Raw genomic sequence first — 25,532 nt, forward strand, 5'->3', positions numbered from 1 at the left:
TCCGATGCCAATGCTTCGAATGGCGATCCGTTCCAAACACAACGTAGTCGCCGGTATTCGACCCGCGAACAATCCGCGATCTTTCGAACAGCAGAGGCTCGGGTTCCATCCGGCATGGAAGCGTACAGGGTTACGCTGCCAGGTTCCGGCCCGAAGTCCGCCGCATGCTCCGTCGCGTTGAGTTCCCGGCCCCCGCGCCTGACTGCTCTCCTACGAGGTTCGGTAGCTGACGGCCGGGGACTGCCCGCTCATGCACTCCCCCGAGCTCCGAGAGCGGCCGCGGGGAGTCCCGAACCCCCCGGAACTTCTCGTCGACCGATTTCTCACCTGTGGAATGGATCTGACGTGAACCTTGCACTGTCTTCCGCCAGCGATGACCTAACCCGGGCCCGACACGTTGGTGCTTCTCAACCGGTCGCTGCGTCCCAGAGCTGACCACGAAGTCCTGTCACGGTTCGGTCAGGTCCGATGGGATCTGAGCCCGGCGGTGCTGCAATGCCACAGTTCAGCCCTGGCCGTCGATTTCGCCGAGGTACCGGACAACTTCAGGCTGCCGGTCAAGCAGATCGCGTGGTTGCTGCTCAACGCCGAGCCTGGCCAAGCCGCGGACCACCGGTTCCGAGCTGGGCCGCTGTCGGTGTCCAGTGTCCAAGCCCATCACACGATTTCTGGCTGCTTCAGTCAGTGGCTCAACGCCCGCGAGATCACCCGCTTCGCGGACGTCAGCGCCGCTCACCTGGACGCCTATGCCGTCGATGTTCGCGCGGCGGAAATGTCCCATGGCCAACGTGAAGACCTGCTGGCGGCCGTCGTGCGGGCCTGGTGCGCGAGCGGCTCGGCTCAGGTTCAGGTCGTGGCGGTGAGCGTGTCGGGAACGGAGATGGCGATACTGTTGCTGCGGGCACGGGCGCTCCGGGTTCGATTCTGGCGTGTGAACCTTATCGATACCTGAAAGTGCCCGTGCCCGAACGTATCTGGGGTGGCGTGTCGCCGTGGCTTGTCAGCGCTGGTCGGCGGGTGTCAACCGAGGACGCCGTTGCCCTCGGCTACACCCCACGCCGGGTGAGGAATCAGAACGCCGGAATCGATTCCGGTGAAACCGCACCGACACCGGCACCGACACCCGCGCCGATCGCTGCTGCGGGAAGGCCGAGCGCGGCTGCTCCGGCCACGCCGCCGACAACAGCTCCGATCGCCGCACCACCCAGGATGCCGATTGCGGCGCCACCGACCAGGCCGCCCAGCCAGATCACGAATTGAGCGATGGGCCATGTGCAGACGGTGAACAGGCACCCGATAGCCGCGCCAATCCAGCTGACGATGAACCATGCCGCCTGACCTGGAATATTGATCAGGAAGCCGATAGCCGCACCGACCAGGGCGCCGACCACGGCGCCGCCGAGAGCGCCGATGACAGCGGCCGGAATGCCAGCCGCGAGCGCGCCGATACCTGCTCCGGTGGCAACCTTGTCTTGCGGCGACGCACCGGCGATCGGGGCCACACCGTTGGTCGTGGCAAAGTGGTCGGCGACCTGCCGCAGCACAGCGGCATCGACCGAAATCTCCCGGCCGTCCACCCGCAACCGGGCGCCCTCCAGGAATTCGACGCGATGACCGTCGGCGTTCACGACCCCGTTGCCGAGGTACTCCATCTGATGACCGGCGAATTCGATTGTCTGTCCGATCAGATCATTTTCTGCGGCTTGCTGCTGCTGCGCGACGATGGGCGCAACGGGAGCAGAGGGCGCGGCCGAGGACATCCCGGCGCAGGTCACGGCCGCGGTCAACGGCACAGTGAGGATGGCAGCACGAAAGATACTGCGACGCAGCTTCATTGAAATTCCTCCCCGAAGGACATCGGCACCAGAGCGGTGCCGGGCGCCAATGTTCTCATCACGCCACTCGCCGAGTCAAATTAAGTCATAAACAAAGACCCGCCTGTGCGGGGCATCACAAAAACTCCCGATGATGCACATCCAGGATATGCCTCGCCACAATGTGGTGTGCCTCATTATGAACACGCAGCACGTCTGCTTATTGTCGTTGAACGCTATGTCGCCGCATAGGTGATTGACATCGACCCTGAGGCGCAGACTGAGCCGTCCCAGGTTTGATGCGCACCTTCTTTCTTGGAGGATGAGTTCTATGCCGAAGTTCTACCCCGACGAGGTCTGTGAGAAGGCCGTGCGCCTGGTCGTCGACCATCGCGGCGACTATCCGTCGGAATGGGACGCGATCAAGACTGTCGCCGAGCGGATCGGCGCGAACCCCGAAACGGTCCGCAACTGGGTCCGCAAGACTCAGACATCAACCGGTACTCTGGTTGTGCCGCAACCAGTTTCAGCGGGGAGTGCTGCACGATCAGGTGACAGCGGTTAGGCAGCCCGAAGAACTGTTGTGGTCATGATGGCCTGACGGCATCAAACAATAGGAAACAACGACTATGTATAGCAAGTTTTGGAACCCAAAGGCGGCCATGCGATGAGTTTAGCCACCAACGAGCAGGCCGAATGCATGGCAAGAGTTATGCAAGACCTTTCCCACTCCCTAGAGCTGGAAAAAGACCGTTCGAAGGACCATCATTCACGCGTGTTCCATTTTGCACGAGCACTAGCCGACACTGTCGAGCTTCACGCCAGCCTCGCGGTAGGAGTCTCGGCAGATAATATCGAATGGGAAAAATATCGAGACGTAGTCAGCGGGCAGATCCTAGAGAATTATCGCACGTTGTCCTATTATCGAGAACTGTCACTATCGGGCCACTCTGGTTACACCCGACGGGTGGTACCAGCCCAGCCTTCGGCGTTCGGCGATCCAGTATCTGCGCGAATATTACCCTACATCACTGGATGGCCTCGACGAGGACGATCTGGAAACTATCGACGATATCGACGAGGTATTCCGCGATCGAGCCGACGGGATTGCCGCTTTGTCCATCAAGGCAATTCCCGGGGGAATTTCAGACAGTCATTGGTGGTGGCGGGCACCCAGGGCTACTTCGGAATTGGCCGATCGGCTACGTCGCGCTTACGAAGGTTACTGAACGCCTATGGTGTCTTCATTGCTCGCCCGGCACTCGCGCCCACGCCATCGACATCGGAATCCCGGTCAGCATCGAATCCGACTACCGACCATCAACGTTCCTCAACCCTGCCTGAACAAAGCGCGGGGAGCGCTCCGACATCCGAAACCGAATAGGGTGACCTATGAATTACCGACCTATATGGGATGCGACCTTTCAAGCCGTCCGGAAGTCGCAGCGGCCGAGCGTTGCTCGGAATCTGGTGAATGTTCAGCAGATGGTTGTGCGGCTGTGGATCGAGGAGTTCGGGCCGCTTACCGCAGACCACTTCGAAACTCCGATGACCCACGAGCAGGCGATTCTACTCGGCGTAGTCGAGCATGGGGCGTCGGTTACGTGGCGAGACCAAGTCCTGGGACCGGTCTTCGACGTTCACGGATATCAGGAGGATTACTGGCAGGGGCTCGGCGGTAGCGGTGGCCTGCTTGGCCCGGCGTCGGTCCCCTCGATCTCGGAGTTTCGAAACACCTCGATCCCTGAGGTGGAACACGTCCCAGCACTCCCTCCTCTCGGCGTCGCACTGTGCAACATTCACAACAGGTTCGATTTGGATATCAACCACATCAAGCAAGCGGATGCGGCCGTCAGCGAGGCGCATCCGCTTGCCTCGGGGGATCGGATCGATGCCGCGATACGGCGCGTGTGCTCGAGCGCCTGGTATCAAGAGGAAGTGCTGCTCAACAAGGAGGGATGGGACGACGCACCATGGTGGGACTATCTCGACCTCGAAGCGTTGCTGCCGTGGGCGGCTATTGCGCTCGGTCTCCCCGGTGAGAATCCCCGTTGCTATGGCGACCTGGTCGCGATGGTCGCGAGCCGCACGGTGCCCGATTCATTCGTCGCCTGGCGGTGGAAGGACCTGCCGGCAGAGTTTCTTTCCGAGCTGTGTTCTGCGGTCAAGAAGCTGGCAGCGAATCAGGGAAAGCCGTAGACCCGTCACGGCAACATTATCGACGGTGTGTGAAGGCAGGTGCTTTGTGACATGAACAGGGCGGTGCGGTGGGTCCCGGCTGACGTGGCACTGTGGCAGCATCGGCCGTATGAGCGCTGTCATCGCAACCCCGCTGCCCGGCTGCCCCGATATCGAGCAGGCATTCGCGATGTCGTGGCCGGTGCGACTCGGGGATACCGATGGAGACGACCGGTTGCGGCTCGACGCGGTGGCGCGGTATCTGCAGGACATCGGATTCGATCACCTCGACTCGGTCGAGGACGGCGACACCCATCAGTCGTGGATCGTGCGCCGCACCGTCATCGACGTCTACGAGCCGATCATGTTCGGTGACCGCGTCCAGTTACGTCGCTGGGCCGACGCGCTCTCGAATCGATGGTGCGACATGCGAATTCAGCTACGAGGGGAGCGGGGCGGGCGCATCGAGGCCGCGGCGTTCCTGATCCATATCGACCCTGTCGCCGGTCGCCCCGCGCGGATGAGCGACGCGTTCATGGCGCCGATGCTTGCCGGCACCACCGAACACCGCCTGCGCTGGAAAGCTGCCCTGACCGAACTCGACGTCTCGGACGTGGAGGAGGTGCCGTTCCCGCTGCGCGTCACCGATGTCGACCGGCTGGGCCACGTCAACAACGCGGTGTATTGGGAGGCCGTCGAGGAAGTGCTCGCCGTGCATCCGGACCGCCACCAGCTGCCGTACCGAGCGATCGTCGAACACGTCGGCCCGGTGATGATGGGCGACAAGGTGGTGTTGCGGACGAGCTCGCAGCCCGACAGCCTGCGCGTCCAGGTCGATGTCGATGGTTCGGCCCGCGCCCTCGCCTCGGTCGTTCCGCTACCTGAGGGCTGATCCGAAACTGTGGTGATCAGTCGAAAACTGGGGGAACTGCTGGGGTTTTCGCCGAGCTCGCGTACAGCGATGGTTGCGCCGGTGAATTGTGGCGTCGTGTGCAGGCGGATCGAGGTTACGGCGAAAAGTGACGTCGCTGCCGAGTGAGCGCGGGGCAGCTCGGCGGGTGAGTCTCAATCTTCCAAGACCGTTGGGAGGCCAGTGTCGTAGATCGACAGCACATCTGTGGTGTTCCTGAGGGCTTTCACGACAGACTCAGCCGGAGAGACCAGCAACTGCGGGTAGTCGACCTCGCCAAGAGCGGAATCGACCGGCCAAGCGAGCCGTTCATCAGTCAGGGAGAACTCGGCCATGACCCCTTCCTTATTGCCCCGAGGGTCTTGACGATGCCACCTGTCGCCCAAGTACACGGCCACCAAACCGTGGAGAACGTGACCGTCGCCGTGCGTGAGGCGCTGGTAGCAGAGCCCGGTCGGGATGCCTTCAACCCGTAACAAGGCCGCGAGGAGATGGGACTTCGCGTAGCAGAGGCCAACCCGCTCCCGCAGCACCTCGCCGGCGGTCAGGGTCACGCGGGAGTCCTGAACGTCGTACGAGTGCCCGACTTCGTCTCGCACCCAGTGAAATGCGGCCCGGGCGAACTCGATGTCATCAGGCGTACCTCGCCGCAGGTCGTGCGCGAGCGAGATCACTGCCCTGTCGTCGAGTTGGACGATGGGATCGCGGTGAAGGTAGGTCGCTGGATGCTGAGCTTGGGGGACGAAGGACTGCCCTGTCATACAGAACAATCTAGTTTCCGAGTCGCAGTGACGCGGACACCCACCGATCAGTGACATCGAAGATCGCCGACCGAACCCGCATCGCCGTCCTCGCGCCTGCCGTTACCGATCCTGAGCTGCGGTGATGGTACTCACGAGTAGACACTCCGGGTGGTAAACCAGTTTGCGGTTTCGCGACGATCGCCCTATTCTCGGGTGCGTGCCGAATCCCGCCCGCTGTGCCGCGCTGCTAGTCGCTGACCGCGACCTCGCGGTCGCTGCTGCGCAGACCGCGCAGGTAGCTTCACGGCGAGTTCTTCTCGTAGTAATCCGCCGTAGCGGGGTCTGATTCGGACCAGCCCCTACGCTGCGGGCTGATTTTCATCGTTCTGCTGGTCCCACCTGCCAACGAAGACATCTTCGGGAAGACCTCACCTGCAATGACGCTGACACTGGACCATGCCCTGTTCGCCGCTGCCCCCAAGGGCCTGCGCGCCGAGCTCACCGACCTCGACCCCGCCGCGTTCCTCGACCGGTACACCCGCGCCGACGGATCCATCGCCCTGCGCGAATGGTCTTGTTCTGGAACGGATTTCACCGCCACCCTGGAATTCGCCGACCACCTGCGCACCGTCATCGCCACCGGCAGCCCGGTCGCGGCGATGACGTCAGCGCTCTACGACGAGGGCTACCCCCTCGAGATCCTGCACTTCCATCAGCGCCCGACCACCGACGGCATCGCCACCTTCATGCAGTGCGAGTTCAACGGTAGGCGCGGCTGGGCGGTGGCGACCGCCGCCGACAGCGCGGAATCGACCGTGCGCGCCATGATCGCCGGCGTCAACCTGCTCGCGGGCTGACACCACACGAACACCCAAGGGCCCGTTCACCTCGAAAGGTGAACGGGCCCTTTGCGGTTGCGCACAAAGTAACGCACAAAGTAGATGGCGCCGAACTACTCGGCGGGGGAGGACTCCTGCTGCTCGGCGATCTGCTTGCGCACCTCGTCCATGTCCAGGTCCTTGATCTGGGTCACCAGATCCTCGAGCGCGGCAGGCGGCAGCGCGCCGGGCTGGGCGAACACGAGCACACCCTCGCGGAAGGCCATGATGGTCGGGATCGACTGGATGTTGGCGGCAGCGGCGAGCCCCTGCTCGGCCTCGGTGTCGACCTTGCCGTGCACGACGTCGGTGTGCTTTTCCGACGAGGTCTCGAAGGTCGGTGCGAAACTGCGGCACGGACCGCACCAGGAAGCCCAGAAATCGACGAGGACCACGTCGTTTCCGGTGATGACTTCGTCGAAGTTCTGCTGGGTCAGCGTCTGGGTGGCCATGACGTCCTCTCCTTGTCGGTGTCCCCGGCTGTAACGCCGGGGCGTCCCACTATCTTCCCCCGATCACGATTCGCTCCTGCCGCGCCTCCCCGTCCCAGCGGCGAACCCCCACGATGAGCGACCGGAAATCGGTGTCGGCCGCGACCGCCCGCACCGCGTCGCCGAGCCGTTCGGGGGGCACGCGCCGTGCCAGGGTCACGTGCGGTGTCCACGCGCCGGGCGCCATGGTCGCCGGAACGCCGGGGCAGGGCGAGATCACCTCGCTGACCCGGCGATGCAGGGCGAGCAGGTCCGCGGTGACGACGACCGCCCTGACCAGGATCGGTCGGCGCGCCCCGAAGACGAGCAGTCCGCCCAATCGGATCGGCAGCGGCTCGAACGCGAGTCGCTCGAGCGCGTGGTCTATGCGCGGCCAGATCTCGCGCGCCACCGCGACGGTGATGTGCGGCCGATAGGTCTCGGCGTGGCGACTGCCGAGGCCTGCTTCGGCCAGGACCGCCCATTGCCTGCGGATCTCCGTCTCGCCGCTTTTGTCCAGGAGCAACTCCACCGACTGCACCATGATCTGCAGAAACTAGTCGCTGCGGCGTGTCCGCACCGCCCACTCGCTCGATCCGGACCGGACACGCGCGAGGATGGGGGAGTGAACGGTGCGAAGGCGAACCTGCGACTCGGTGTGATCGACGGCGACGGAATCGGCCCCGAGGTGGTGGCCGCGACCAGAGCGGTCGTCGACGAAGCGGTCGGCGCGGCCGGGCTCGCGCCGGTGGAGTGGGTGCCGCTGCTGATCGGGCACGACGCGATCGCGGCCTACGGCAACCCGCTGCCCGAACAGACCCTGACCGCGCTCGAGGATCTCGACGCCTGGATCCTGGGTCCCCACGACAACGCCTCCTACCCGTCGGACATGCGAGTGGCACCGGGCGGCGTCATCCGCAAACGCCTCGGGCTCTACGCGAACATCCGCCCCGCCGCCGCGTTCACCGGGGTGCGCGCGATGGCGCCCGATATCGATCTGGTGATCGTCCGGGAGAACAGCGAGGGCTTCTACGCCGACCGCAATATGTTCGCCGGTTCGGGGGAGTTCCGCCCCACCGAGGACGTGGCGATGGCGGTCGCGGTGATCACCCGCAAGGCGTGCGAGCGAATCGCGCATCAGGCGATGCGACTGGCACAGGGCAGGCGCAAGCGGGTCACCGTGGTGCACAAGGCCAATGTGCTGCCGATGACGACCGGCCTGTTCCGTGACGTCTGTTACGAAGTGGCCCAGCAGTATCCGGAGGTGAGGGTCGACGACGAACACGTCGACGCGATGGCGGCGCACCTGGTCCGCTCACCCGCCGAGTTCGATGTGATCGTCACCGAGAATCTGTTCGGCGACATCCTCTCGGACCTGGCCGGTGAGCTCAGTGGTTCCCTCGGCATGGCCGCCTCGCTCAACTGCTCCGATACGCGCGCGATGGCGCAGGCCGTGCACGGCGCGGCGCCGGGTCTGGCCGGACATAATCGGGCCAATCCCGCCGCGCTGCAATTGTCGGCGGCAATGTTGTTGCGCTGGTTGGCGGTTCGTGACGACAATAGGGTGCTCCATGATACGGCCGACCGCATTACCCATGCCGTGACGGCGACACTAGCGGCCGGAATCGCGACCGCGGATCTCGGCGGCCTGGCTTCTACCAGCGAATTCACCGAGCAGGTCAGTGCCCGCGTGCACCGCAGGTGACGGGACTTTTCACATTGGCTGATTAATCTTCGGTTACTGTCGCACCACGCTGTGTCCGGTTCGCATACATTGCCAAACAGGCGCTGACACGTAGCCGGCGTCGACGTGAAATGTGGAGGCTCCTTTGTCTGTTCGAACTGTCCTCGGCCGTGGCGCCGTGCGGCTGCTGTGTACCGTCGCCGGCGGTGCCTTGTTGTTGACCGGCTGCGCCGAGAACACCGAGGGCGACGGCGCCGCGGTGAACAAGGTGTCGGCGGAGAAGGTCGACGCGCTCGCCGCGGCGGTCCCCGACAAAGTGAAGCAGGCAGGCAAGTTGGTTGTCGGCGTGAACGTGCCGTACCAGCCGAACGAGTACAAGGACGCGAGCGGCAAGATCGTCGGCTTCGACGTCGACCTCCTCGACGCCGTCGCCGGGACCCTCGGACTGCAGGTCGACTATGTCGAATCCGCGTTCGAGAAGATCATTCCCGCCATTCAGGCGGGCACCTACGACGTGGGTATGTCCTCGATCACCGATTCGCGCGAACGCGAACAGCAGGTCGATTTCACGACCTATTTCTCCGCGGGTATCCAGTGGGCCCAGCAACCCGGTAAAGCGATCGATCCGAACAATGCGTGCGGCAAGAAGGTCGCCGTACAGGCCACTACGGTCGAGCACACCGAAGAGATTCCCGCCAAGAGCGCCAAATGCGTCGCCGAGGGTAAGCCCGCCATTGATATGAAGGCTTTCGAAGAGCAGAGCGCCGCGGCAAACGCATTGGTGCTCGGCCAGGTGGACGCGATGTCGGCGGATTCCCCGGTGACCGCGTACGCGATCAAGCAGAGCGAAGGCAAGATCGAGGCAGCGGGCCCGCTGTTCGATTCCGCGCCCTACGGCTGGGCCGTGCAGAAGTCCTCCCCGCTGGCGGTGTCGCTGCAGAAGGCGCTGCAGCACCTGATCGACAACGGCAAGTACGGCGAGATCACCACCAACTGGGGTGTGCAGGACGGTCAGATCAAGACCTCGGTGATCAACGGTGCAGTGAGCTGACGTGACCGACGAGAAAGACACGGTGGAGGTGCCCGGACCGGGCACCGAACCCGAACCGATCACAGCGGTCCCGCTGCGCAGGCCGGGCCGTTGGATCGCGGCGGCAATCATCCTGATCCTGGTGGGATTGTTCGTCTACGGCGCTGCCACGAATCCCGCCTACCGGTGGGACACCTACGGCAAGTACCTGTTCGACAGCCGGATCACCGCGGGCGCGATCGTCACCCTCGAACTCACCGTGCTCGCGATGGCGATCGCGGTGGGTCTGGGCACCGTCCTCGCGGTGATGCGCCTGTCGCCGAACCCGGTGCTGCGCACCGCGGCCTGGGTGTATCTGTGGATCTTCCGCGGCACCCCGGTCTATGTACAGTTGGTGTTCTGGGGCCTGGTTCCCTCGCTCTACAAGCAGATCGACCTGGGCGTGCCGTTCGGCCCGCAGTTCTTCCATCTCGACGTGCAGAGCCTGCAGGCCGCGTTCCTGTTCGCCGTGATCGGCCTCGGCCTCAACGAGGCCGCGTACATGGCCGAGATCGTGCGCGCGGGCATCAACTCCGTGGGCGAGGGTCAGCGCGAAGCCTCGGTGGCGCTCGGCATGTCGTGGACGCAGACGATGCGCCGCACCGTGCTGCCGCAGGCCATGCGGGTGATCATCCCGCCCACCGGCAACGAGCTGATCGGCATGCTCAAGACGACCTCGCTGGTCACCGCGATTCCGCTGAGTACCGACCTGTTCGGCCGCGCCCGTGACATCTACGGCGTGAACTTCCAGCCGATCCCGCTGCTGCTCGTCTGTGCCACCTGGTACCTGGCGATCACCAGCGTGCTCATGGTCGGCCAGTACTACTTGGAACGCTATTACTCGCGCGGTGCCACCCGGCAGCTCACGGCCAAGCAGCTGCAGGAACTGGCCACGGCGCAGGCGGCGGTGAAGGCGAAATGACCGAACAAGTTGTGGCAGTCCCGCCGATGGTGCTGGCAGACCGGGTGTGCAAGAGCTTCGGCGCGCTGCAGGTGCTCAAGGGCATCTCGCTCGAGGTCCAGCGCGGCAAGGTGCTCACCCTGGTCGGTCCGTCGGGCTCGGGCAAGTCGACGTTCCTGCGGTGCATCAATCACCTCGAGCAGGTGAACGCGGGCAGGCTCTACGTCGACGGCGATCTCGTCGGCTACCGGGAGAAGAACGGCAAGCTCTACGAGATGCACGAGCGTGATGCCGCGGTCCAGCGTCGCGATATCGGCATGGTGTTCCAGCATTTCAACCTGTTCCCGCACCGCACGGCGCTGGAGAACGTGATCGAGGCGCCGATCCAGGTGCGCGGGATCCGCAAGTCCGAGGCGGTCGCCAGAGCCGAGGAACTGCTCGAGCGGGTGGGGCTCTCGGCCAAGCGCAATGCCTACCCGGCGCAGCTGTCGGGCGGGCAGCAGCAGCGTGTGGCCATCGCGCGAGCGCTGGCGATGGATCCCAAGCTGATGCTGTTCGACGAGCCGACCTCGGCGCTGGATCCCGAGCTGGTCGGTGAGGTGCTCGCCGTCATGCGGGAGCTGGCCGATTCGGGCATGACGATGCTGGTGGTGACCCACGAGATGGGCTTCGCCCGCGAGGTGGCCGACGAACTGGTGTTCATGGATGCCGGTGTGGTCGTGGAATCGGGTCCGCCGCGTGAGCTGCTGGCCAATCCACAACACGAACGAACCCAGGCTTTCCTGTCCCGCCTGCTCTGATCCGCCTCACCGCGTATTCGGCCGGGCTCAGGTGGGTCTTGCGCCTGATACGCGGCCGGCGGGGGTACTTCGGGCGCCTACATCTTGGTGTACCGCGCCATGGCGAAACTGTACAAGCCGTAGGTGATGATGCCCGAGCCCGCGGCTACCAGTAGGACCGCTCCGAACGGTTGCGCCCCGAGTGTTTTGAATGCTCCGTCGAGGCCGCGGGCTTCATCGGGTTCGGACCGGAGGACCGCGAGGATCACCAACGCTCCGATGGCAGCGATGGCCAGCCCTTTCGCGACGTATCCGACTGTCCCCAGCCGCCGCACGAGAGTGCTGGTGGCGCCCTTCAGATCTGGCAGAAAGCTCTGGGTCGCGCCTTTGTAGACGTGATAGCCACCGATCGCGATGATGATCAGCCCGGCGGCCACTAATGCGATCGTGCCCGCGGTCGTGTGCATCATGCGAGCGGTGATCCCCGTGCTCTGCTCGCTACTCGACCCGCCACCACCGCGGGCGAATCCGAACGCGGAGAACGCGAAGGCGAAATACACCACCGCCAAGGAGAATGCCTTGACGCGATTCACAACCTCGGACTTCGTGCTGTCGGCGTCGGGTCCGGACGAGCTGCCCAGTGCCGCTTCGGCCAGCCGCCACAGTGCCATCAGCGAGAACGCGACAACTCCCACCCACAGTGCGACGACACCGCCGGGCTGGCCGGCCAGCTCCGTCATCGCCCCGGATTGGTCAGCTGTGCCCCCGGCGCCACCGAGAGCGATCCGGACGGCGATGTAGCCGATGAGCAGATGCACGATGCCGCTCATGACGAACCCTGCGCGCGCGAAACGCTCGAAGATGCTGTTCTGAGCCACCCGGGCCACGGGAGTGGCCGAGTTGTCGTAGGACGCCGAGAATGTGGTGTCGTCAGCCATGGCGATCGCCCTGCTGGTGGGGGAACCCGTAGTGGTGGTCCGCGACGGTTGGTTGCACCCGTGAGCTAGCGCTTGAAGGCGTCTTTGACCTTGGCGCCGGACTGTTTCAGGTTTCCTTTGGCTTGACCGGCCCGGCCTTCGACCTCGAGGGTCCGGTTACGGGTGACTCGACCGAACACCTTCTTCATCCTGCCCTTGGTGGCCTCGGCGGAATGGGCGATCTTCTTGCTGATACTCATGACACTTCTTCCTCGAGCCTTCAGCCGCCGACGACCAGGCAACGCATCCGAAATCATGGCCATGACAGCCGCCGACGGCCACTGTGTGACTCCAAGTCAACGCCCCGAACCCGCCGGGGTCAACGGTGTATGACTACGGCATGGAGCTGTGATCCACCCCCCAGCCCTCCCGAGCCGTCGGCGGACGAACCACTACCACTGACCGATCGGGCGCCGTGTCGGCGCCTGCCGGCTTCGTATGGTTCACCTGACCCAGCAAGACGGGGGGCGACGACGATGCGCCGCGCATGCATCCGATGGCAACGCCAGGCGATTGAGGCTTTCTCAGGGGGTTTCCTGATTCTTCAGGCGTTCGAGGGAAACCTGGGCTTGGGCGATGCGGCGGATGGCGGCCAGTGCGGTGTCGCCGAGCACGGTGAGTACGACGACCGCGTCGATGATGTCGTCGCGTCCGCCCGCGGTCAGGGCAGCCGCCACATCGGTCTCCGCGACTGCGCGCGTGCTGTCGAAATAGGTGGGCAGGGTGGTGGTGGCCCAGTCCCGGTAGCCGAGTTGGGCGAGTCGAACGATCACTCCGGTGAGCGTGTCGATGGCCTGTGGGCTGGGTTTCATGTCCCAGCCACGCCGGTCCATCTCCGCGCGCACGGCCTCGTACGCGCGGTCCCAGTCGGCGTCGTGGGCGGCGGGCACGGGCGTGGACAGACTGTCCTGCGCCACCCCGAGCACGTGGAACAGGGGCATCTCGGGGGAGTCGATCGCGGCGAGTACATCGGAGACGGTGGCGACCGGTATCCCGCCCAACTCGATCAATGCGCGGATCAGGCGCAATCTGCGTAGGTGGTCTTCGCCGTAGCTGGCCTGGTTGGGGCTGCTGCGTTCGCCTGCGGGCAGTAGCCCCTCACGCAGGTAGTACTTGATGGTCGCCACCGCGATGCCGCTGCGTTCGCTCAACTCCGAGATCCGCACTGTTACCTCCGATTTCGTTGCTCCCCCTTGCCTACGTCACCTGTAGCGGATAGTCTAGCTATCCATAACAGATAGTATAACTATCTATCTATTGGGAGATTTGTATGTCTGTCCTGACCGTCCCCTCGCTGCCTCGCCCCAACGCCCCCCTGCATCGACCGCTGATGTACTTCGCCGCCGTCAACGCCGCGCTCGTCGTGGCCGGCTCGATCGGGATGCTGGTCGATGACCGGGTGATCGCCGGGTCGGCCGCCTGGTTCAAACCGACCAAGTTCGCGATCTCGTTCGTGCTCTACAGCGTGGCGTTGGCTTGGTTGATGTCGCTGCGGCCCAAGCCTTCTCGGCTCACCTCGTGGATGGCCACGGTGATCGTGGTCGCCGGGGTGATCGAACAGGCGATCATCTTCGGGCAGGTGATCCGCGGGACGCGCAGCCACTACAACATGACCACCGCCCTGGACGGCACCCTCTGGGTGATCATGGGATCCACCATCGTCATCCTGTTCCTGGCAACCCTGGTGATCGGGATCGGACTGATGCGGGCACGCCTCGGCGACGCCTCGATCACCTGGTCGATTCGTCTCGGCATCGCGATCACGCTGGTCGGGTTGGCGCTGGGAAATCTGATGCCGCAGCAGGAATCCGGCGTCGAGGCAATCGCGGGCGCACACACTGTCGGAGCTCCCGACGGCACACCCGGCATGCCGCTGACCGGGTGGAGCACCACCGACGGTGACCTGCGCATTCCGCACTTCTTCGGGATGCACGCGCTGCAGACGTTGCCACTACTCGCCGCACTGCTGGTGTTCCTGGCGCCACGGATCCCCGCACTGCGGCCGACACGGGTGCGGCTGGGCCTGGTCATCACCGCGTCGGCGGGGTACGCGGCGGTCCTTGCCCTGGTCACCTGGCAGGCGCTGCGTGGACAGCCGTTGATCCACCCCGATCAGGCCACGCTCACCGCCGCGGCCGCGATCGTCACCGGAGTTGTTGTCGGAGTAATGATCTCGGTCGCGAGCGCGGCCGGTACCCGAAAGGTGGTCACCGTATGAGCACGCTGTTCGACCTGTCGTTCTTCGTCACGGTGCCGTTCTGGGCCTTGATGATCTTCGCCCCGACCTGGCGCTGGACCCGCACGATCATCTCCTCACCGTGGATTGTGCTGGTGCCCTTGGTGGTTTGGGCAATCGTCGCGGTGCCGGTGCTCGGCGCGATGTGGTCGCTGGTGACGTCGCCCTCGCTGGACGCGATCACCGAAGCCGCCGCCGATCCTGCCGTCCTGACCGCGCTGTGGGCGCAGATCATCGCGTGGGATCTGTTCCTCGGGCGCTGGGTCTACCTCGACAGTCGCGAACGCAATATCCATCCGCTGCTGATGGGCCCGCTGCTGATCGGCACGATTCTGTTGTCGCCCATCGCCTTTCCGATCTACCTGGTCGTCCGGGAGGTCGCACGGCGCGCGCGGGAGGGGAGTTCGGCTGTGTCCCAAGCGGATCCGATCAGCGCCTAGACGTGTTGAGCCGGAGTCATCGGCGGGATCGAGAGGTTCCGTCGATGACTCCGTCGGCGTCAGTTCTCGCGCGCGGCCGATGGCGAGAATCTGCAGATCGGCGCACCCGCGCGCAGCCGTCAGCTTTCGTCGAAAGTGGTGGCGCGGGAAACCCTTTCCCGCGCGATCACGTCATCACGGATGGCAGCAGCACCTTGATGCCGAACGGCGCCACCGCGTCGGCGCGGTGACGCCGCCGCTACAACGGCATCAGGCGATGTTTGCGCGGGGCCTGCTCGACGTGTTTGTCGCCGAGTAGTCGCAGCGCTTTGCGGATTTCCAGCCGCGTGGTCGACGGCTCGATGACCGCGTCGATGTAACCGCGTTCGGCGGCGGTCCACGGTGTCGCGACCGCGGCGTTGTAGAAGTCGACCATCTGCTGACGCACAGCAGGCCGCTCGGCCGCCGGGACGGCGGCGAGCTGCTTGCGCTGCGTCAGACCCACCGCCGCTTCGGCGCCCATCACGGCGATGCGCGCGGTCGGCCAGGCGAGGTTGATATCGCCGCCCAGCTGCTTGCATCCCATCACCGCGTAACCGCCGCCGTAGGCCTTGCGAACCACCACGGTGATGATCGGGACAGTGGCCTCGACAACCGCGAAGAAGAATCGGCCGCCGCGTTTGATGACGCCGATCCTCTCCTCCTCGACTCCCGGCAGCACGCCCGGTGTGTCGACGACGAACACCAGCGGAATGTCGAACGCGTCGCAGAGGCGGATGAAATGCGCGGCTTTGTCCGATCCGCGCGCATCGATCGCGCCGCTGGCCACCAGCGGCTGATTGGCGACGATCCCGACGCTGCGCCCGTCGACCCGCGCGAATCCGGTGATCAGATTGCGGGCGGCGCCGTCGCCGATCTCGTGGAACTCCCCGTCATCGAAGATCCGGAGTAATACCTCGTACATGTCGTAGCCCCTGCGATCGGAATCCGGTATCAGCGAGTCGAGTTCGCGATCGGAGTCGGTGATCTCCGGTTCCAGACCGGGATTGACCAGCGGCGCCCGCTCGTAGCAGTTCGACGGCATGAAGCTCAGATATGTTCGCGCCCATGCGAATGCGGCCTTCTCGTCGATCGCCACGTGGTGGATATTGCCGTTGTTCGCCTGGTTGAACGCGCCGCCGAGCTCGTCGAGGGTCACTTCCTCGCCGGTGGTCTCGCGGATGATCTCGGGACCGGTCACGAACATGTACGCCGACTCGGTCGCGATCAGCACGTCGGTGTTGATCGGCGAATACACCGCGCCCGCAGCACATTTGCCCAACATCACCGACACCTGCGGCACCACCCCGGACAGCCGTGTCTGCCGCCTGCTCATCTCGGCGTACCAGGCCAGGGAGGTGACCGCGTCCTGCACCCGGGCGCCGCCGGAGTCGTTGATCGCCACGAACGGGCATACGATATCGGCCGCCAGATCCATCGCCATCGCGACCTTGCGCCCGAACATCTCACCCACCGATCCGCCGAACACGGTCTGGTCGTGGGCGATCACCACCACGGGCCGCCCGTCGATCCTGCCGTGCCCGGTGACCACACCGTCACCGTAGAGCCCGTCGGCCGCGCCTGGCTGCTTCACCAGCGCGCCGATTTCGGTGAAACTGCCCTGGTCGAGAAGTATTTCGATGCGTTCGCGCGGGCTGGGAATTCCTTTCGCCGCACGCTTGGCGATCCCCGCATCCCCCGCCGGTTCCCGCGCCGCCCTCAGATTGTCGTGCAGCTCTTGCAGTTTCGCAGCAGTAGTCGACTCCACCACGCACGCCCTTCCTCGTCCTGGTCGAGCACTCCTTCATCGGTTAACCACAGCGTAACCCGATGGCCTGGCCGGCATCAGCGGTACCGCGACCGATACCTGACGAATCATCGGAGATCGGCGTCGGCATCCGGGGTTCGGGCGCCGAACGCGATGCGCAATCGGCCGTGGCTGCCGGGCTGAGCGGGCGGTCGGTGCGCCAGGCGATGGCCGGTCTTGCGTGGATTCGTGGGGCGACGATGTCGAGGGTTCGGACGCCGCCGGCTGGCGGCGGCGAAAGCAAAGTACGACCCGCGAAACGTGTTCCGCGCCAACCGCGACATCGTTCCCAGCCCCTTGCCCGGGCTCCCGATATCTACTATCTTAGTGATATCACTCAGATATCGGGAGGATGTCATGGAGCTGCGGTCCGCATTCCGCGTCAATGGATTCGTCGTCGTGCTGGGGTGGCTGGTGTTCACCCTTTTGTTCGGTGCCGCCGCCGTTCTCGCGTTCATCGCCGCCACCCGGCACGACGGTGGCGCACCGGCCTGGATCGGCGCGGTCGCCGCGGTCGTCGCGATCCTGGTCGTCTGGTTGCTCGCCACCGGGCTGATCATCGTCAACCCCAACGAGGCGAAGGTCGTCACCTTCTTCGGGCGCTACATCGGCTCGGTCAGTGACCCCGGGTTCTTCTCGGTGGTCCCGCTCACCGACCGCAAGTCCATCTCACTGCGGGTGCGCAACTTCGAAACCCAGAAGCTGAAGGTCAACGACGCCGACGGCAACCCCGTCGAGATCGCGGCCGTCGTCGTCTACAAGGTGGTCGACAGCTTCAAGGCCGCCTTCGCCGTCGACGACTACGAGGAATACGTCGAAACCCAGTCCGAGGCCGCCGTGCGCCACCTCGCCACCACCCACCCCTACGACGCCCACGACGACTCGCGCACCAGCCTGCGCGACGGCGCCGAGGTGGCCGAGGAACTGACGGTCGAGCTGCGCGAACGCACCCTCACCGCCGGCATCGAAGTCATCGAGGCCCGCATCACCCACCTCGCCTACGCCCCCGAGATCGCCCAGGCGATGCTCGTGCGCCAGCAGGCCGCCCAGGTCGTCGCGGCTCGTACCCAGATCGTCGAAGGCGCCGTCGGCATGGTCGCTCTCGCGCTCGACCGCCTCGCCGAGCAAGGCACCGTCGAACTCGACGAGGAGCGCAAGGCCAACATGGTCTCCAACCTGCTCGTCGTCCTCTGCGGCGACCGCGCCACCCAACCGGTCGTCAACACCGGATCCCTCTACTCCTGAGCCGCGGCGATGACCCAGCCGAAGAAGGAACCCAAAAAGATCCTGCTGCGGCTCGACCCGGCCGTCCACGAGGCAATAGCCAAGTGGGCGGCCGACGATCTGCGCAGCGTCAACTCCCAGATCGAATACGCCCTGCGCCTGGCCCTCGACCAGGCAGGCCGAAAGCCGCGTTGAGCGGTGTTCGTGTGAAGCTTTGTGGCACAATCGAATCCAGCATTCAGAGGGAAATTCGAACATCACTTGCAGCGGTGCTCGACTGAACTATGGGGGTTGGATGTCGGAAGAGCTCGTCTCTGTAGAGGTATTGACCGGCTCGGGGAGTTTGCTGACAGAGCGGCTCACCCGGGATCTCGTCCGACATCTGGCAGCATGCGAGGTCGAGGTTCGTTTCGCCGAAGCGATGGAGCCGCTTGCGCACCACAAAGGTGCGGTCGGGGATGCGCTGGTGCTGGTGGTGGGCGTCGCCTCCTCGGCAGGAACAGCCACGGTGGTCACCACGATCGTCAAGGAATGGTGTCGACGCGACCGGCACCGGCGGGTCGAAATGCGGTTGCCGGACCGGGTGCTCGTGATCGACGGCAACCCGAACGATCAGCTCGCGATCATCGAGAGGTTCGTCGAAACGGCGGTACCGGTCCGCCCTACCTCAGCTGATTCCGGCTCGGGCGAGGACCAGGCGGTGTCGTCATGAGTCGGCTGGCCCGTCGTCGCGCGTTGTTGATCGGTAACGAGAGCTACACACACCCGGGCTTCGCACCGTTGCCGTCGGTGCGCACCGACTTGACCCTGGTGGAAGAGGTACTGCGCGACCGCCGCGTCGGGGCATTCTCCGACGTCGAATCGTTGATCGACTTGACCACCGACCAGATGCGTACGGCAGTGGACGAATTCGTCGCCGAAAGCAGAGAAGACGAGTTGATGGTCTTCTACTTCTCCGGGCACGGGGCGCGAAGCGTCCGGTCCGACGGTGAATTCCATTTCATCGGCACCGACTCCGACCCGGATCGACTGGGCGAGACCAGTATGCGGGCCGGATTCGTCAACCAGTTGCTCGAACAGTGCGTGGCACCGCAGAAGGTGGTGATCATCGACAGCTGCCGTAGTGGCGGGTTCTCGGTTGGCCTGCGTACCTCCGATGCCGTCCCGAAGGGCACGGTGGACGGTCACCCTGCCGCCCTGGCGAGCCGAGGTGTCTACGTGGTGTCGTCCTCGCGGGCCGGTGAGGCATCGTTCGTCGGTCGCGACGCGACACAGCCGTCGGTGTTCACCGGGGTGTTCGTCGAGGCGATGCGAACCGGTTCGGCGGCGGGTGGCAAGTCGGAGTTGTCGGTGGCGGCGCTGTTCGATTTCGTCAACGACCGACTTCGTCGTCAGGATGCCGGGCAGACTCCGGTGATCTCGGCATCAGGAGTGGACGGCCGCATCATCTTGGCGGCATCACCGTTGTCGCCCATCCAGCTCGATGTCTCGGCCCGCCCCAGATCGGGCGCCGAGATCGGCGCATTGCCGTCGAAGTCGCTCACCCCGGACTGGAAGCGACTGCTTACCTACTACGAGACGTGTTTGCGTGCCGAGCAACTCGCGTGGTTGTCGCTGGACGACCATGACACCTACGCCTGCATCCCGGGGCGTGAGCGGCTGCTGGTGGGCGATCTCGACGACGATCACGCGATCGAGGTGCCGACGGAACTCGAAAAGTTCGTCGCTGAGGTGGCCGAGGCGAACGAACAGCTCTGGACCGGCTATCCGGCGGTAGTCGTGCGGCCGGGTGGTCGATCGGCGCGTGCAGCCGCGACTCGCAAATTCGCTCCGCTGCTGATCCGGCGCCTCGAGCTCGGCGGGGCCGCCGACCGGCTCGTGCCGGTCGGGCCGCCCATCGTGAATCCGATTCTGCTGAAAGAATTTCTGGAATCCGATGCCGCGTCGGCGTTCAATGAAGGCTACGAACCCACCTGGCACGCGGGCGAGTACGCCGCGTTAGCCGCCGAGGTACGCCACATTCTGCGCAACGAGCTCGGCGTCGTCACCGTCGATGAACCCGAGCCGGAATTTCTTGACGAATCACTGACCGCCGCCACCGGGGCGGTCGGTGCGCGCAATGTCGCAGTGTTGTTCCGCATGTCGGCCGCCGATGGCGGCCCGAACAAGAAACTCCTCGCAGATCTCGCCGCGCTCGCCGAGCGGGTCTCTCAGATCCCGCGTACCGCGCTGGCCTGCCTCGGCCCGGCGGATGCCGCGCCCGCTCCCGTGCCGGTGTCGACTCGGCGATTGGTGACGCCGCTGGCGTGCAACGAGGCCCAGGCCGAGATCATCCGGTCGGCGATGGCTCGTCCGCTGACGGTTGCGACCGGGCCACCGGGCACCGGCAAGAGCCAGCTGGTGGTCGACCTGGTTGCCACCGCCGTGTGCGCGGGCGAAACGGTACTTGTGGCATCCACCAACAACAAAGCGGTCGACGAAGTCTGGGGTCGTTGCGAGAAGCTGATTCCCGGCACGGTGATCCGAACGGGCAGTCAGGCCTACCAGGAGAACCAACAGGCCGGTCTCGACCACCTCGCCGGTCTCCGACCCGCCGTCCAGTCGATGTCGACACTGACGGTCATGGTCGATGCCGCCACCGCAGAACTCGACCGCCAGCGCCGCGAGCTCGCCGACATCGCGGGAATCGAGGTGGCATTGCTCGACGTCGCGGCTGTCAGGGAAGCGCTTGCCGCGAAACTCGGCCTGCGAGTCGAACAGATCGCCCCGCTGTTCGAGCGCATCGAGCCTGCCGCGCTCGCCCGCACAGCTGTTGCGGTACAGCGTTTCTCCCTGATCGCAGGCTGGCGGTGCCGCCGACTGGTCCGTCGGCTCGGGCTGGCCGAGACCCCGGAAACAGTTGAGCGCCAGTGCGAGCTGCTGGGCGAACTGGCCGCAGCCGAGCTCACCTGGCGCCGGCTTTGTGCTTCGGAATCTGCCCGGCCCAGCGACACCGAGCTCCTCGCACGGTTCACCCACTCCACCGACACGCTGCAGACAGCCTCGACGGAGCTGCTCGATGCAGTGGTGCGGTCCAACGCCGTACGCGGGCGCCGGCAGATCTACGCGCTGTCGCGTCACCAGTCCGGTACCGATTGGCCGGCAAAACGTGCGGCGCTGACCGGAGCCCCGGCATGGGCGGTGACCGCACAATCGGCGCGTGCCTTTCCGCTCGACGCCGCGTTGTTCGATCTGGTCGTCATCGACGAGGCGTCGCAGTCCTCCATCGCCGCGGTGCTGCCGTTGCTGTTCCGGGCCAAGCGAGCGTTGATCATCGGTGACCCGATGCAACTCACACATATCACCACCCTGGACGGCAGAGGCGAGATCGCCGCGGCGGCGACCGCACAGATTTCGGCCGCGTGGCTCGAACGGCGGCAGATGTCGTATCTGCGACATTCCGCGTTCGAGGCGGCGGAGCAGTCGTTCGGCGAGAGCCTGCTGTTGGACGAACACTTCCGGTGCCATCCCGACATCGCTGGGGTCGCCAACGACCTGTTCTACCGCGGTCAACTGACGGTGCTGACCGATGTGCGCAAGCAGAATGGCACCGACCAGGCGCCGATCGTATGGCGCGATGTCGCCGGAAACGCGCAGCGCGGAGCTCAGAGTTCCTGGTACAACCGTGAAGAGATCGATGTTGTGCTCAGGCTGATCGCGCAACTCCAGCAGCCGGGCCGATTGCCGGAGGGAACGACGATCGGTGTGGTCACGCCGTTCAAGGCGCAGTCCGACGAGATCAAACGCCGACTCGACGATTCCGGCGAGGTTGTTGTCGGCACCGTGCACACCTTCCAAGGCGGTGAGTGCGACATCATCATCTTCTCCCTCGTGGCCTCGCCGGGAATGCCCCGCCGATCGATCGATTGGCTCGACCGGCAACCGAATCTGTGGAACGTGGCGATAACCCGCGCGCGGGCGCACCTGTTCGTCGTGGGTGACCGCCGCGTCTGGCAGTCGCGGCGCATCGGTAGCGCGCTCGCCGCTGCTGCCGAACCGGTGACGGTGGCAGTCGGCGAGACAGACCCCGTGCTGAATCAGCTGCATCGCTACATGATTCGTCGGGGGGCTACGGACCTAGCCTTTGCAGCTCCGATGGTCGGCCACCACACCGACGCGATCGATCGGCGTCCGGACGGCTCGGTGTGGGGGGTCGTGGTCGATCGTGGTTCAGGCGCCAACACGCCGGATCGGCATTTGCGACTGATGTTGCAACACACAGACCTGCGCAGGGTTCCGTCGAAACGGTGGGACGCCGTCCGCGTGCCGATGTGGCGAATGCGGGAGTCGGCCGAGCACGATTCGCATGCGCACCAACCTCGAAGCGGGCCTGCCTGACTTGCTCAGCCGACCCCGAGGACGCGAGACAGGAGGCGTTGGCGGGTTCGGGTGCTGGATTTGGCGAGGATGGCTTTGACGTGGTCGTTGATCGTGTGTTCGGACAGGAATAGTTCTGTTGCCAGTTCGTGGGAATCCAGGCCTGTCGCCAAGAGGGTGAGGACCTGGGATTCGCGGGCGGAGAGGGCGTGGGCTCGGGCGAACAGGTCGAGGCGTTCGGTGGCGGTGCTCGGTTCGAGGGACACGGCGATGTCGGCGCCGATACGGTCGGCTTTCACGGTGAGCCAGCGGTTGCCGCCCAGGTGGACGCGGGAGGTAGCGGGGCCGAGGGGCGTGGCCGCCTCGGCGGCGAGGAGGGCGGCGGCCGCGTTGTAAACCGAGGCGGGGACGGGGGGAATCGGTTCGTCCGGGGGGAGAAGGCGCAGCAGGGAGTCCGCGGCGGCTGCTGTTTGGGAGCGCACGCGCAGGGTGTCGTCGAGGAGTACGACCGCGGGGCCCAGGGGTGCGAGCCGGGCGTCGGATTCGACGAAGGTGGCGCCGACGGTCCGGCGCAGGCCGACGGTGACTGTGGTTGTCAGCGTGTTCAGCGCAGCGAGTTCCGCTGCGGTGAAAGGGGATTCGGTGTAGCGGAGCAGCTCGAGAAAGCCCCAGCAGCCGTAGCGGTCGGCGAAGGTGACGGTGGCGGAGTCGGTGATGCCGAGATCGCGCTGCGCGGTGCGCCACAGCAGGGAACGGTCCGGATCGCCCTCGGTGGCGCCGAGCAAGGAATGGGCGCCGGTGCCGCGCACGGTGTCCCAGCGATTGAGCGGGGTGAGGTAGCGGGCGCGGATCAAGTCCGGCAGGAGCCCGAGGTCGAGGCCGGGGAGATCGGCCAGCGGCGCCGTCGCGACGGCGGTGACGGGATCGGTGAGCGCGAAGACATGACCGGCGAACGGGATCGTCGCGCGGATCTCGACCAGGACGAGTTCTCGCAGTCGTTTGGCGGAGTGATCGGCGCGGCACAGACGGCCGATCCGGTCGGCCAAGGTACTCGGCACAGGTCCAGCCTACGGCGGAATACCCCCAGGATCAGGGATGTTCCGGCGCACCGGACCGGCCGATGATCGAGGTATCCCATTCGCCCACGACAACGGAGGTCATCATGACCATCACCCTGCACATCGACAACACCGTTCGCGACTACGACGACTGGAAGGCCGCGTTCGACCAGTACGAGCGGTTCCGCGCCGACAACGGCGTGCGCGCCTACCGGGTCGGCCGCGTCGACGGCGCACCACCACGGGTGCTCATCGACCTCGATTTCGACGACCGCGCGACCGCTGAGGCGTTTCGCACCGCGTTGGCGACCGTGCTCGCCACCCCGCGCAGCCGCGCGATGGTGATCAGCCACGATGCCTGGCTCGTCGACGTGGTCGAAGAGCGCGTTTCTCCCCTGATCGACGCGCCGAGCGCCGCACGGGGACAGCCGAAGTCGGCGGCGCCGGTAAATTGATCCGGTGCCCATCTCGTTCGACATTCCTGGAATGCAACAGTTGGACGACACGACCTGGGGGAATCCGGCCACTCGTGACGTCGTCGCGCTGAACTATGTCAACGGCGCGCCCGACCTGCCCGCTCGCCTGGACGACCTGAAGCGGTTACGCAGGCGGCTGGCCGAGCACCACGCGCGGACCGGCTGCCTGATCGAGGCCTTCGTGGTGTGGGTCGACCAGCTGCCCGCCCTGCTCCGCGTGGAGAAGACGCAGCTCCCCGGTCCGCGTGGTGAACTGGTTTTCGCCGCGTCGATCGTGGTGCCCAAGGACCGGTGCTCGGCGGTGTTCCAGATCATGTGCCCCGAGACCGGTGTGCCCGGTGCGCGCGAGACCGCGATCGGCAGGCAGGTCCGTCGCGACGAGATGTGTCCACCCCACCCGTACGCGCCCGGCCTGCGCGGACGGTTGCCCTATCTACTGTCCGACGACGTTCGCTTCGACGCCGAGTTCCCCGGCCACGCGCTCACCAGGGCGCGCCGCTGGGTCGCCGACACGGTGCCGAGCGTGCGGGTGGACGCGTCCTTCGCCGCGCTACCGCAGTTCTAGGGCTTCTCGGCGATGAAGATGGCGGTTCCGGGGAAGATCTGCCCGCGCAGCGGCGACCACTGACCCCATTCGCGGTCGAGCCACTCCGGCCAATCCGGTTCGACGATGTCGACCAGGTGCAAGCCGGCGCCGACGATCTCGCGGACCCGGTCACCGATCGTGCGATGGTGCTCGACATAGGTCGGCACACCGTCGGCGTCGACCTCTACATAAGGGGTGCGGTCGAAATAGGGGATCGTGGCGGTGAGTCCCGCCTGGCCGGGATCGTCGGGGAAGATCCAGCGCATCGGATGGTTCACCGAGAACACCCAGCGCCCGCCCGGCCGCAACACCCGCGCTACCTCGCGCATCACCAGCGCCGAATCGGCGACGAACGGCACCCCGCCGAACGCCGAGCACGCCAGGTCGAACGACGCGTCGGCGAAGGGCAGCGCCTCGGCCCCCGCCTGCACGAGTGGCACCCGCGGCCCGCCCTGATCCATCGCGGCCACGCCACGCTCCAGCATCCCCATCGACACATCGAGCCCGACCGGGAACGCGCCGTGCCCGGCCAGCCACCGCGAGCAGGGCGCCGAACCGCAGCCGATCTCCAGGATGCGTTTGCCGGTCACGTCACCGAGCAAGCCCATGTCACCCTCGTGCAGGCCCTCCGGGCACCACACGAACTCGCCGCCGGGGGAGTCGACGCCGAGGAAGTCGGCGTGGGTCTGGTGGTACTGCTCGGCGTCGGCGTCCCACCAGCGGCGATTCGCGCGCTCGCTGTCGCGTGAGTCGATCTTGGTTCGGGTGGTCGCTGAGGTACCCAGCAGCGCGTTGGCCTGCGCGTGGCGTTCGTCGTCGGACACGCCGAACAGGGTATCGGCGTGGTGCGGGGGGTGGTTTGCCCGGCTCGGCGCCGGTCGCGTAGGCTGACACACGCTGTAGAGGGACGCTGAAGTTGATCAGCGGC

The 25,532-nt window shown here is 65.5% G+C and carries 27 protein-coding genes and 1 pseudogene; 18 read left to right on the top strand and 10 right to left on the bottom strand.

Features of this window, described 5'->3' with window-relative positions; all coding sequences use genetic code 11:
* Nucleotides 1-400 precede the first annotated feature (400 nt).
* The gene (locus tag ACTWPB_RS17955) at nucleotides 401-952 is read left to right on the top strand and encodes a hypothetical protein (protein WP_446221768.1); all 552 of its coding nucleotides are present in this window, start codon (nucleotides 401-403) and stop codon (nucleotides 950-952) included.
* 118 nt (nucleotides 953-1,070) lie between these two features.
* On the opposite strand, the gene ACTWPB_RS17960 is transcribed toward ACTWPB_RS17955, so the two are convergent.
* Complete coding sequence (locus ACTWPB_RS17960; protein WP_446221769.1) at nucleotides 1,071-1,835, bottom strand: hypothetical protein; 765 nt, start codon at nucleotides 1,833-1,835, stop codon at nucleotides 1,071-1,073.
* 310 nt (nucleotides 1,836-2,145) lie between these two features.
* Between ACTWPB_RS17960 and ACTWPB_RS17965 the strand changes: the two genes are divergently transcribed.
* The 3 genes from ACTWPB_RS17965 (at nucleotide 2,146) to ACTWPB_RS17975 (ending at nucleotide 4,884) form a co-directional block, all read left to right on the top strand.
* Nucleotides 2,146-2,379, top strand: a complete 234-nt coding sequence (locus ACTWPB_RS17965; protein ID WP_446221770.1) for a hypothetical protein — start codon at nucleotides 2,146-2,148, stop codon at nucleotides 2,377-2,379.
* A 905-nt stretch (nucleotides 2,380-3,284) separates the two neighbouring features.
* Nucleotides 3,285-4,013 carry a hypothetical protein gene (locus ACTWPB_RS17970; protein ID WP_446221771.1) on the top strand — a complete coding sequence of 243 codons (729 nt, stop codon included), beginning with the start codon at nucleotides 3,285-3,287 and terminating at the stop codon, nucleotides 4,011-4,013.
* Nucleotides 4,014-4,122: 109 nt separating this feature from the next.
* On the top strand, nucleotides 4,123-4,884 hold the full coding sequence (locus ACTWPB_RS17975; protein WP_446221772.1) for an acyl-[acyl-carrier-protein] thioesterase: 762 nt from the start codon (nucleotides 4,123-4,125) through the stop codon (nucleotides 4,882-4,884).
* A gap of 173 nt (nucleotides 4,885-5,057) precedes the next feature.
* On the opposite strand, the gene ACTWPB_RS17980 is transcribed toward ACTWPB_RS17975, so the two are convergent.
* Nucleotides 5,058-5,663, bottom strand: a complete 606-nt coding sequence (locus ACTWPB_RS17980; RefSeq protein ID WP_446221773.1) for a transglutaminase-like domain-containing protein — start codon at nucleotides 5,661-5,663, stop codon at nucleotides 5,058-5,060.
* 419 nt (nucleotides 5,664-6,082) lie between these two features.
* Between ACTWPB_RS17980 and ACTWPB_RS17985 the strand changes: the two genes are divergently transcribed.
* Entirely contained in the window at nucleotides 6,083-6,502 is a 420-nt protein-coding gene (locus tag ACTWPB_RS17985) for a 2-keto-3-deoxygluconate kinase (protein ID WP_446221774.1), read from the top strand.
* Between the two features lie 95 nt (nucleotides 6,503-6,597).
* On the opposite strand, the gene trxA is transcribed toward ACTWPB_RS17985, so the two are convergent.
* Entirely contained in the window at nucleotides 6,598-6,975 is a 378-nt protein-coding gene (trxA, locus tag ACTWPB_RS17990) for a thioredoxin (RefSeq protein WP_446221775.1), read from the bottom strand.
* A gap of 49 nt (nucleotides 6,976-7,024) precedes the next feature.
* Nucleotides 7,025-7,525 carry a 2'-5' RNA ligase family protein gene (locus ACTWPB_RS17995; protein WP_446221776.1) on the bottom strand — a complete coding sequence of 167 codons (501 nt, stop codon included), beginning with the start codon at nucleotides 7,523-7,525 and terminating at the stop codon, nucleotides 7,025-7,027.
* A 93-nt stretch (nucleotides 7,526-7,618) separates the two neighbouring features.
* Here ACTWPB_RS17995 and ACTWPB_RS18000 point away from each other — a divergent pair, with 93 nt between their 5' ends.
* The 4 genes from ACTWPB_RS18000 to ACTWPB_RS18015 all read left to right on the top strand — a co-directional run bounded on the left by ACTWPB_RS18000 (nucleotide 7,619) and on the right by ACTWPB_RS18015 (nucleotide 11,447).
* Nucleotides 7,619-8,698: an isocitrate/isopropylmalate dehydrogenase family protein gene (locus ACTWPB_RS18000; protein WP_446221777.1), complete on the top strand. Its 1,080-nt coding sequence runs from the start codon at nucleotides 7,619-7,621 to the stop codon at nucleotides 8,696-8,698.
* A 124-nt stretch (nucleotides 8,699-8,822) separates the two neighbouring features.
* Nucleotides 8,823-9,728 carry an ABC transporter substrate-binding protein gene (locus tag ACTWPB_RS18005; protein ID WP_446221778.1) on the top strand — a complete coding sequence of 302 codons (906 nt, stop codon included), beginning with the start codon at nucleotides 8,823-8,825 and terminating at the stop codon, nucleotides 9,726-9,728.
* A gap of 1 nt (nucleotide 9,729) precedes the next feature.
* Nucleotides 9,730-10,668 (top strand): ABC transporter permease subunit, encoded by a 939-nt coding sequence (locus ACTWPB_RS18010; protein ID WP_446221779.1) that lies wholly within the window; start codon nucleotides 9,730-9,732, stop codon nucleotides 10,666-10,668.
* Nucleotides 10,669-10,694: 26 nt separating this feature from the next.
* Entirely contained in the window at nucleotides 10,695-11,447 is a 753-nt protein-coding gene (locus tag ACTWPB_RS18015; RefSeq protein WP_446226396.1) for an amino acid ABC transporter ATP-binding protein, read from the top strand.
* Between the two features lie 77 nt (nucleotides 11,448-11,524).
* On the opposite strand, the gene ACTWPB_RS18020 is transcribed toward ACTWPB_RS18015, so the two are convergent.
* From ACTWPB_RS18020 to ACTWPB_RS18030, 3 genes are all read right to left on the bottom strand, one after another.
* A complete protein-coding gene (locus ACTWPB_RS18020; RefSeq protein WP_446221780.1) occupies nucleotides 11,525-12,364 on the bottom strand; it encodes a DUF1206 domain-containing protein in 840 nt (279 codons plus the stop codon).
* Nucleotides 12,365-12,429: 65 nt separating this feature from the next.
* Entirely contained in the window at nucleotides 12,430-12,603 is a 174-nt protein-coding gene (locus ACTWPB_RS18025; RefSeq protein WP_446221781.1) for a CsbD family protein, read from the bottom strand.
* Nucleotides 12,604-12,927: 324 nt separating this feature from the next.
* Nucleotides 12,928-13,569 carry a MerR family transcriptional regulator gene (locus tag ACTWPB_RS18030; RefSeq protein WP_446221782.1) on the bottom strand — a complete coding sequence of 214 codons (642 nt, stop codon included), beginning with the start codon at nucleotides 13,567-13,569 and terminating at the stop codon, nucleotides 12,928-12,930.
* A 104-nt stretch (nucleotides 13,570-13,673) separates the two neighbouring features.
* Between ACTWPB_RS18030 and ACTWPB_RS18035 the strand changes: the two genes are divergently transcribed.
* A complete protein-coding gene (locus ACTWPB_RS18035; RefSeq protein WP_446221783.1) occupies nucleotides 13,674-14,621 on the top strand; it encodes a hypothetical protein in 948 nt (315 codons plus the stop codon).
* Nucleotides 14,618-15,079: an ABA4-like family protein gene (locus ACTWPB_RS18040; RefSeq protein WP_446221784.1), complete on the top strand. Its 462-nt coding sequence runs from the start codon at nucleotides 14,618-14,620 to the stop codon at nucleotides 15,077-15,079. Before ACTWPB_RS18035 ends, ACTWPB_RS18040 begins: the two co-directional genes overlap by 4 nt.
* 238 nt (nucleotides 15,080-15,317) lie before the next feature.
* Here ACTWPB_RS18040 and ACTWPB_RS18045 read toward each other — a convergent pair whose 3' ends face one another.
* Entirely contained in the window at nucleotides 15,318-16,865 is a 1,548-nt protein-coding gene (locus ACTWPB_RS18045; protein ID WP_446226397.1) for an acyl-CoA carboxylase subunit beta, read from the bottom strand.
* Nucleotides 16,866-17,093: 228 nt separating this feature from the next.
* Between ACTWPB_RS18045 and ACTWPB_RS18050 the strand changes: the two are divergent.
* The 5 genes and pseudogenes from ACTWPB_RS18050 to ACTWPB_RS18070 all read left to right on the top strand — a co-directional run.
* A pseudogene (locus tag ACTWPB_RS18050) lies at nucleotides 17,094-17,159 on the top strand (hypothetical protein); the annotation flags it as partial.
* Between the two features lie 102 nt (nucleotides 17,160-17,261).
* Nucleotides 17,262-18,149: an SPFH domain-containing protein gene (locus ACTWPB_RS18055; RefSeq protein WP_446226398.1), complete on the top strand. Its 888-nt coding sequence runs from the start codon at nucleotides 17,262-17,264 to the stop codon at nucleotides 18,147-18,149.
* 9 nt (nucleotides 18,150-18,158) lie between these two features.
* Complete coding sequence (locus tag ACTWPB_RS18060; protein ID WP_446221785.1) at nucleotides 18,159-18,323, top strand: toxin-antitoxin system HicB family antitoxin; 165 nt, start codon at nucleotides 18,159-18,161, stop codon at nucleotides 18,321-18,323.
* A 100-nt stretch (nucleotides 18,324-18,423) separates the two neighbouring features.
* Nucleotides 18,424-18,840: an effector-associated constant component EACC1 gene (locus ACTWPB_RS18065; RefSeq protein WP_446221786.1), complete on the top strand. Its 417-nt coding sequence runs from the start codon at nucleotides 18,424-18,426 to the stop codon at nucleotides 18,838-18,840.
* Nucleotides 18,837-22,505, top strand: coding sequence for a caspase, EACC1-associated type (locus ACTWPB_RS18070; RefSeq protein WP_446221787.1), 3,669 nt, complete (start codon nucleotides 18,837-18,839; stop codon nucleotides 22,503-22,505). Before ACTWPB_RS18065 ends, ACTWPB_RS18070 begins: the two co-directional genes overlap by 4 nt.
* 5 nt (nucleotides 22,506-22,510) lie before the next feature.
* Here the strand turns inward: ACTWPB_RS18070 and ACTWPB_RS18075 are convergent, their stop codons facing one another.
* Nucleotides 22,511-23,542, bottom strand: a complete 1,032-nt coding sequence (locus tag ACTWPB_RS18075) for a helix-turn-helix transcriptional regulator (RefSeq protein ID WP_446221788.1) — start codon at nucleotides 23,540-23,542, stop codon at nucleotides 22,511-22,513.
* A 104-nt stretch (nucleotides 23,543-23,646) separates the two neighbouring features.
* Here ACTWPB_RS18075 and ACTWPB_RS18080 point away from each other — a divergent pair, with 104 nt between their 5' ends.
* Nucleotides 23,647-23,997, top strand: coding sequence for a hypothetical protein (locus tag ACTWPB_RS18080; protein ID WP_446221789.1), 351 nt, complete (start codon nucleotides 23,647-23,649; stop codon nucleotides 23,995-23,997).
* 31 nt (nucleotides 23,998-24,028) lie between these two features.
* On the top strand, nucleotides 24,029-24,583 hold the full coding sequence (locus ACTWPB_RS18085) for a hypothetical protein (RefSeq protein ID WP_446221790.1): 555 nt from the start codon (nucleotides 24,029-24,031) through the stop codon (nucleotides 24,581-24,583).
* Here the strand turns inward: ACTWPB_RS18085 and ACTWPB_RS18090 are convergent.
* Nucleotides 24,580-25,428, bottom strand: a complete 849-nt coding sequence (locus ACTWPB_RS18090) for a class I SAM-dependent methyltransferase (protein WP_446221791.1) — start codon at nucleotides 25,426-25,428, stop codon at nucleotides 24,580-24,582. The two genes, ACTWPB_RS18085 and ACTWPB_RS18090, sit on opposite strands and share 4 nt — an antisense overlap.
* Between the last annotated feature and the right edge of the window lie 104 nt (nucleotides 25,429-25,532).

It is taken from the genome of Nocardia sp. IBHARD005, from assembly GCF_052814245.1.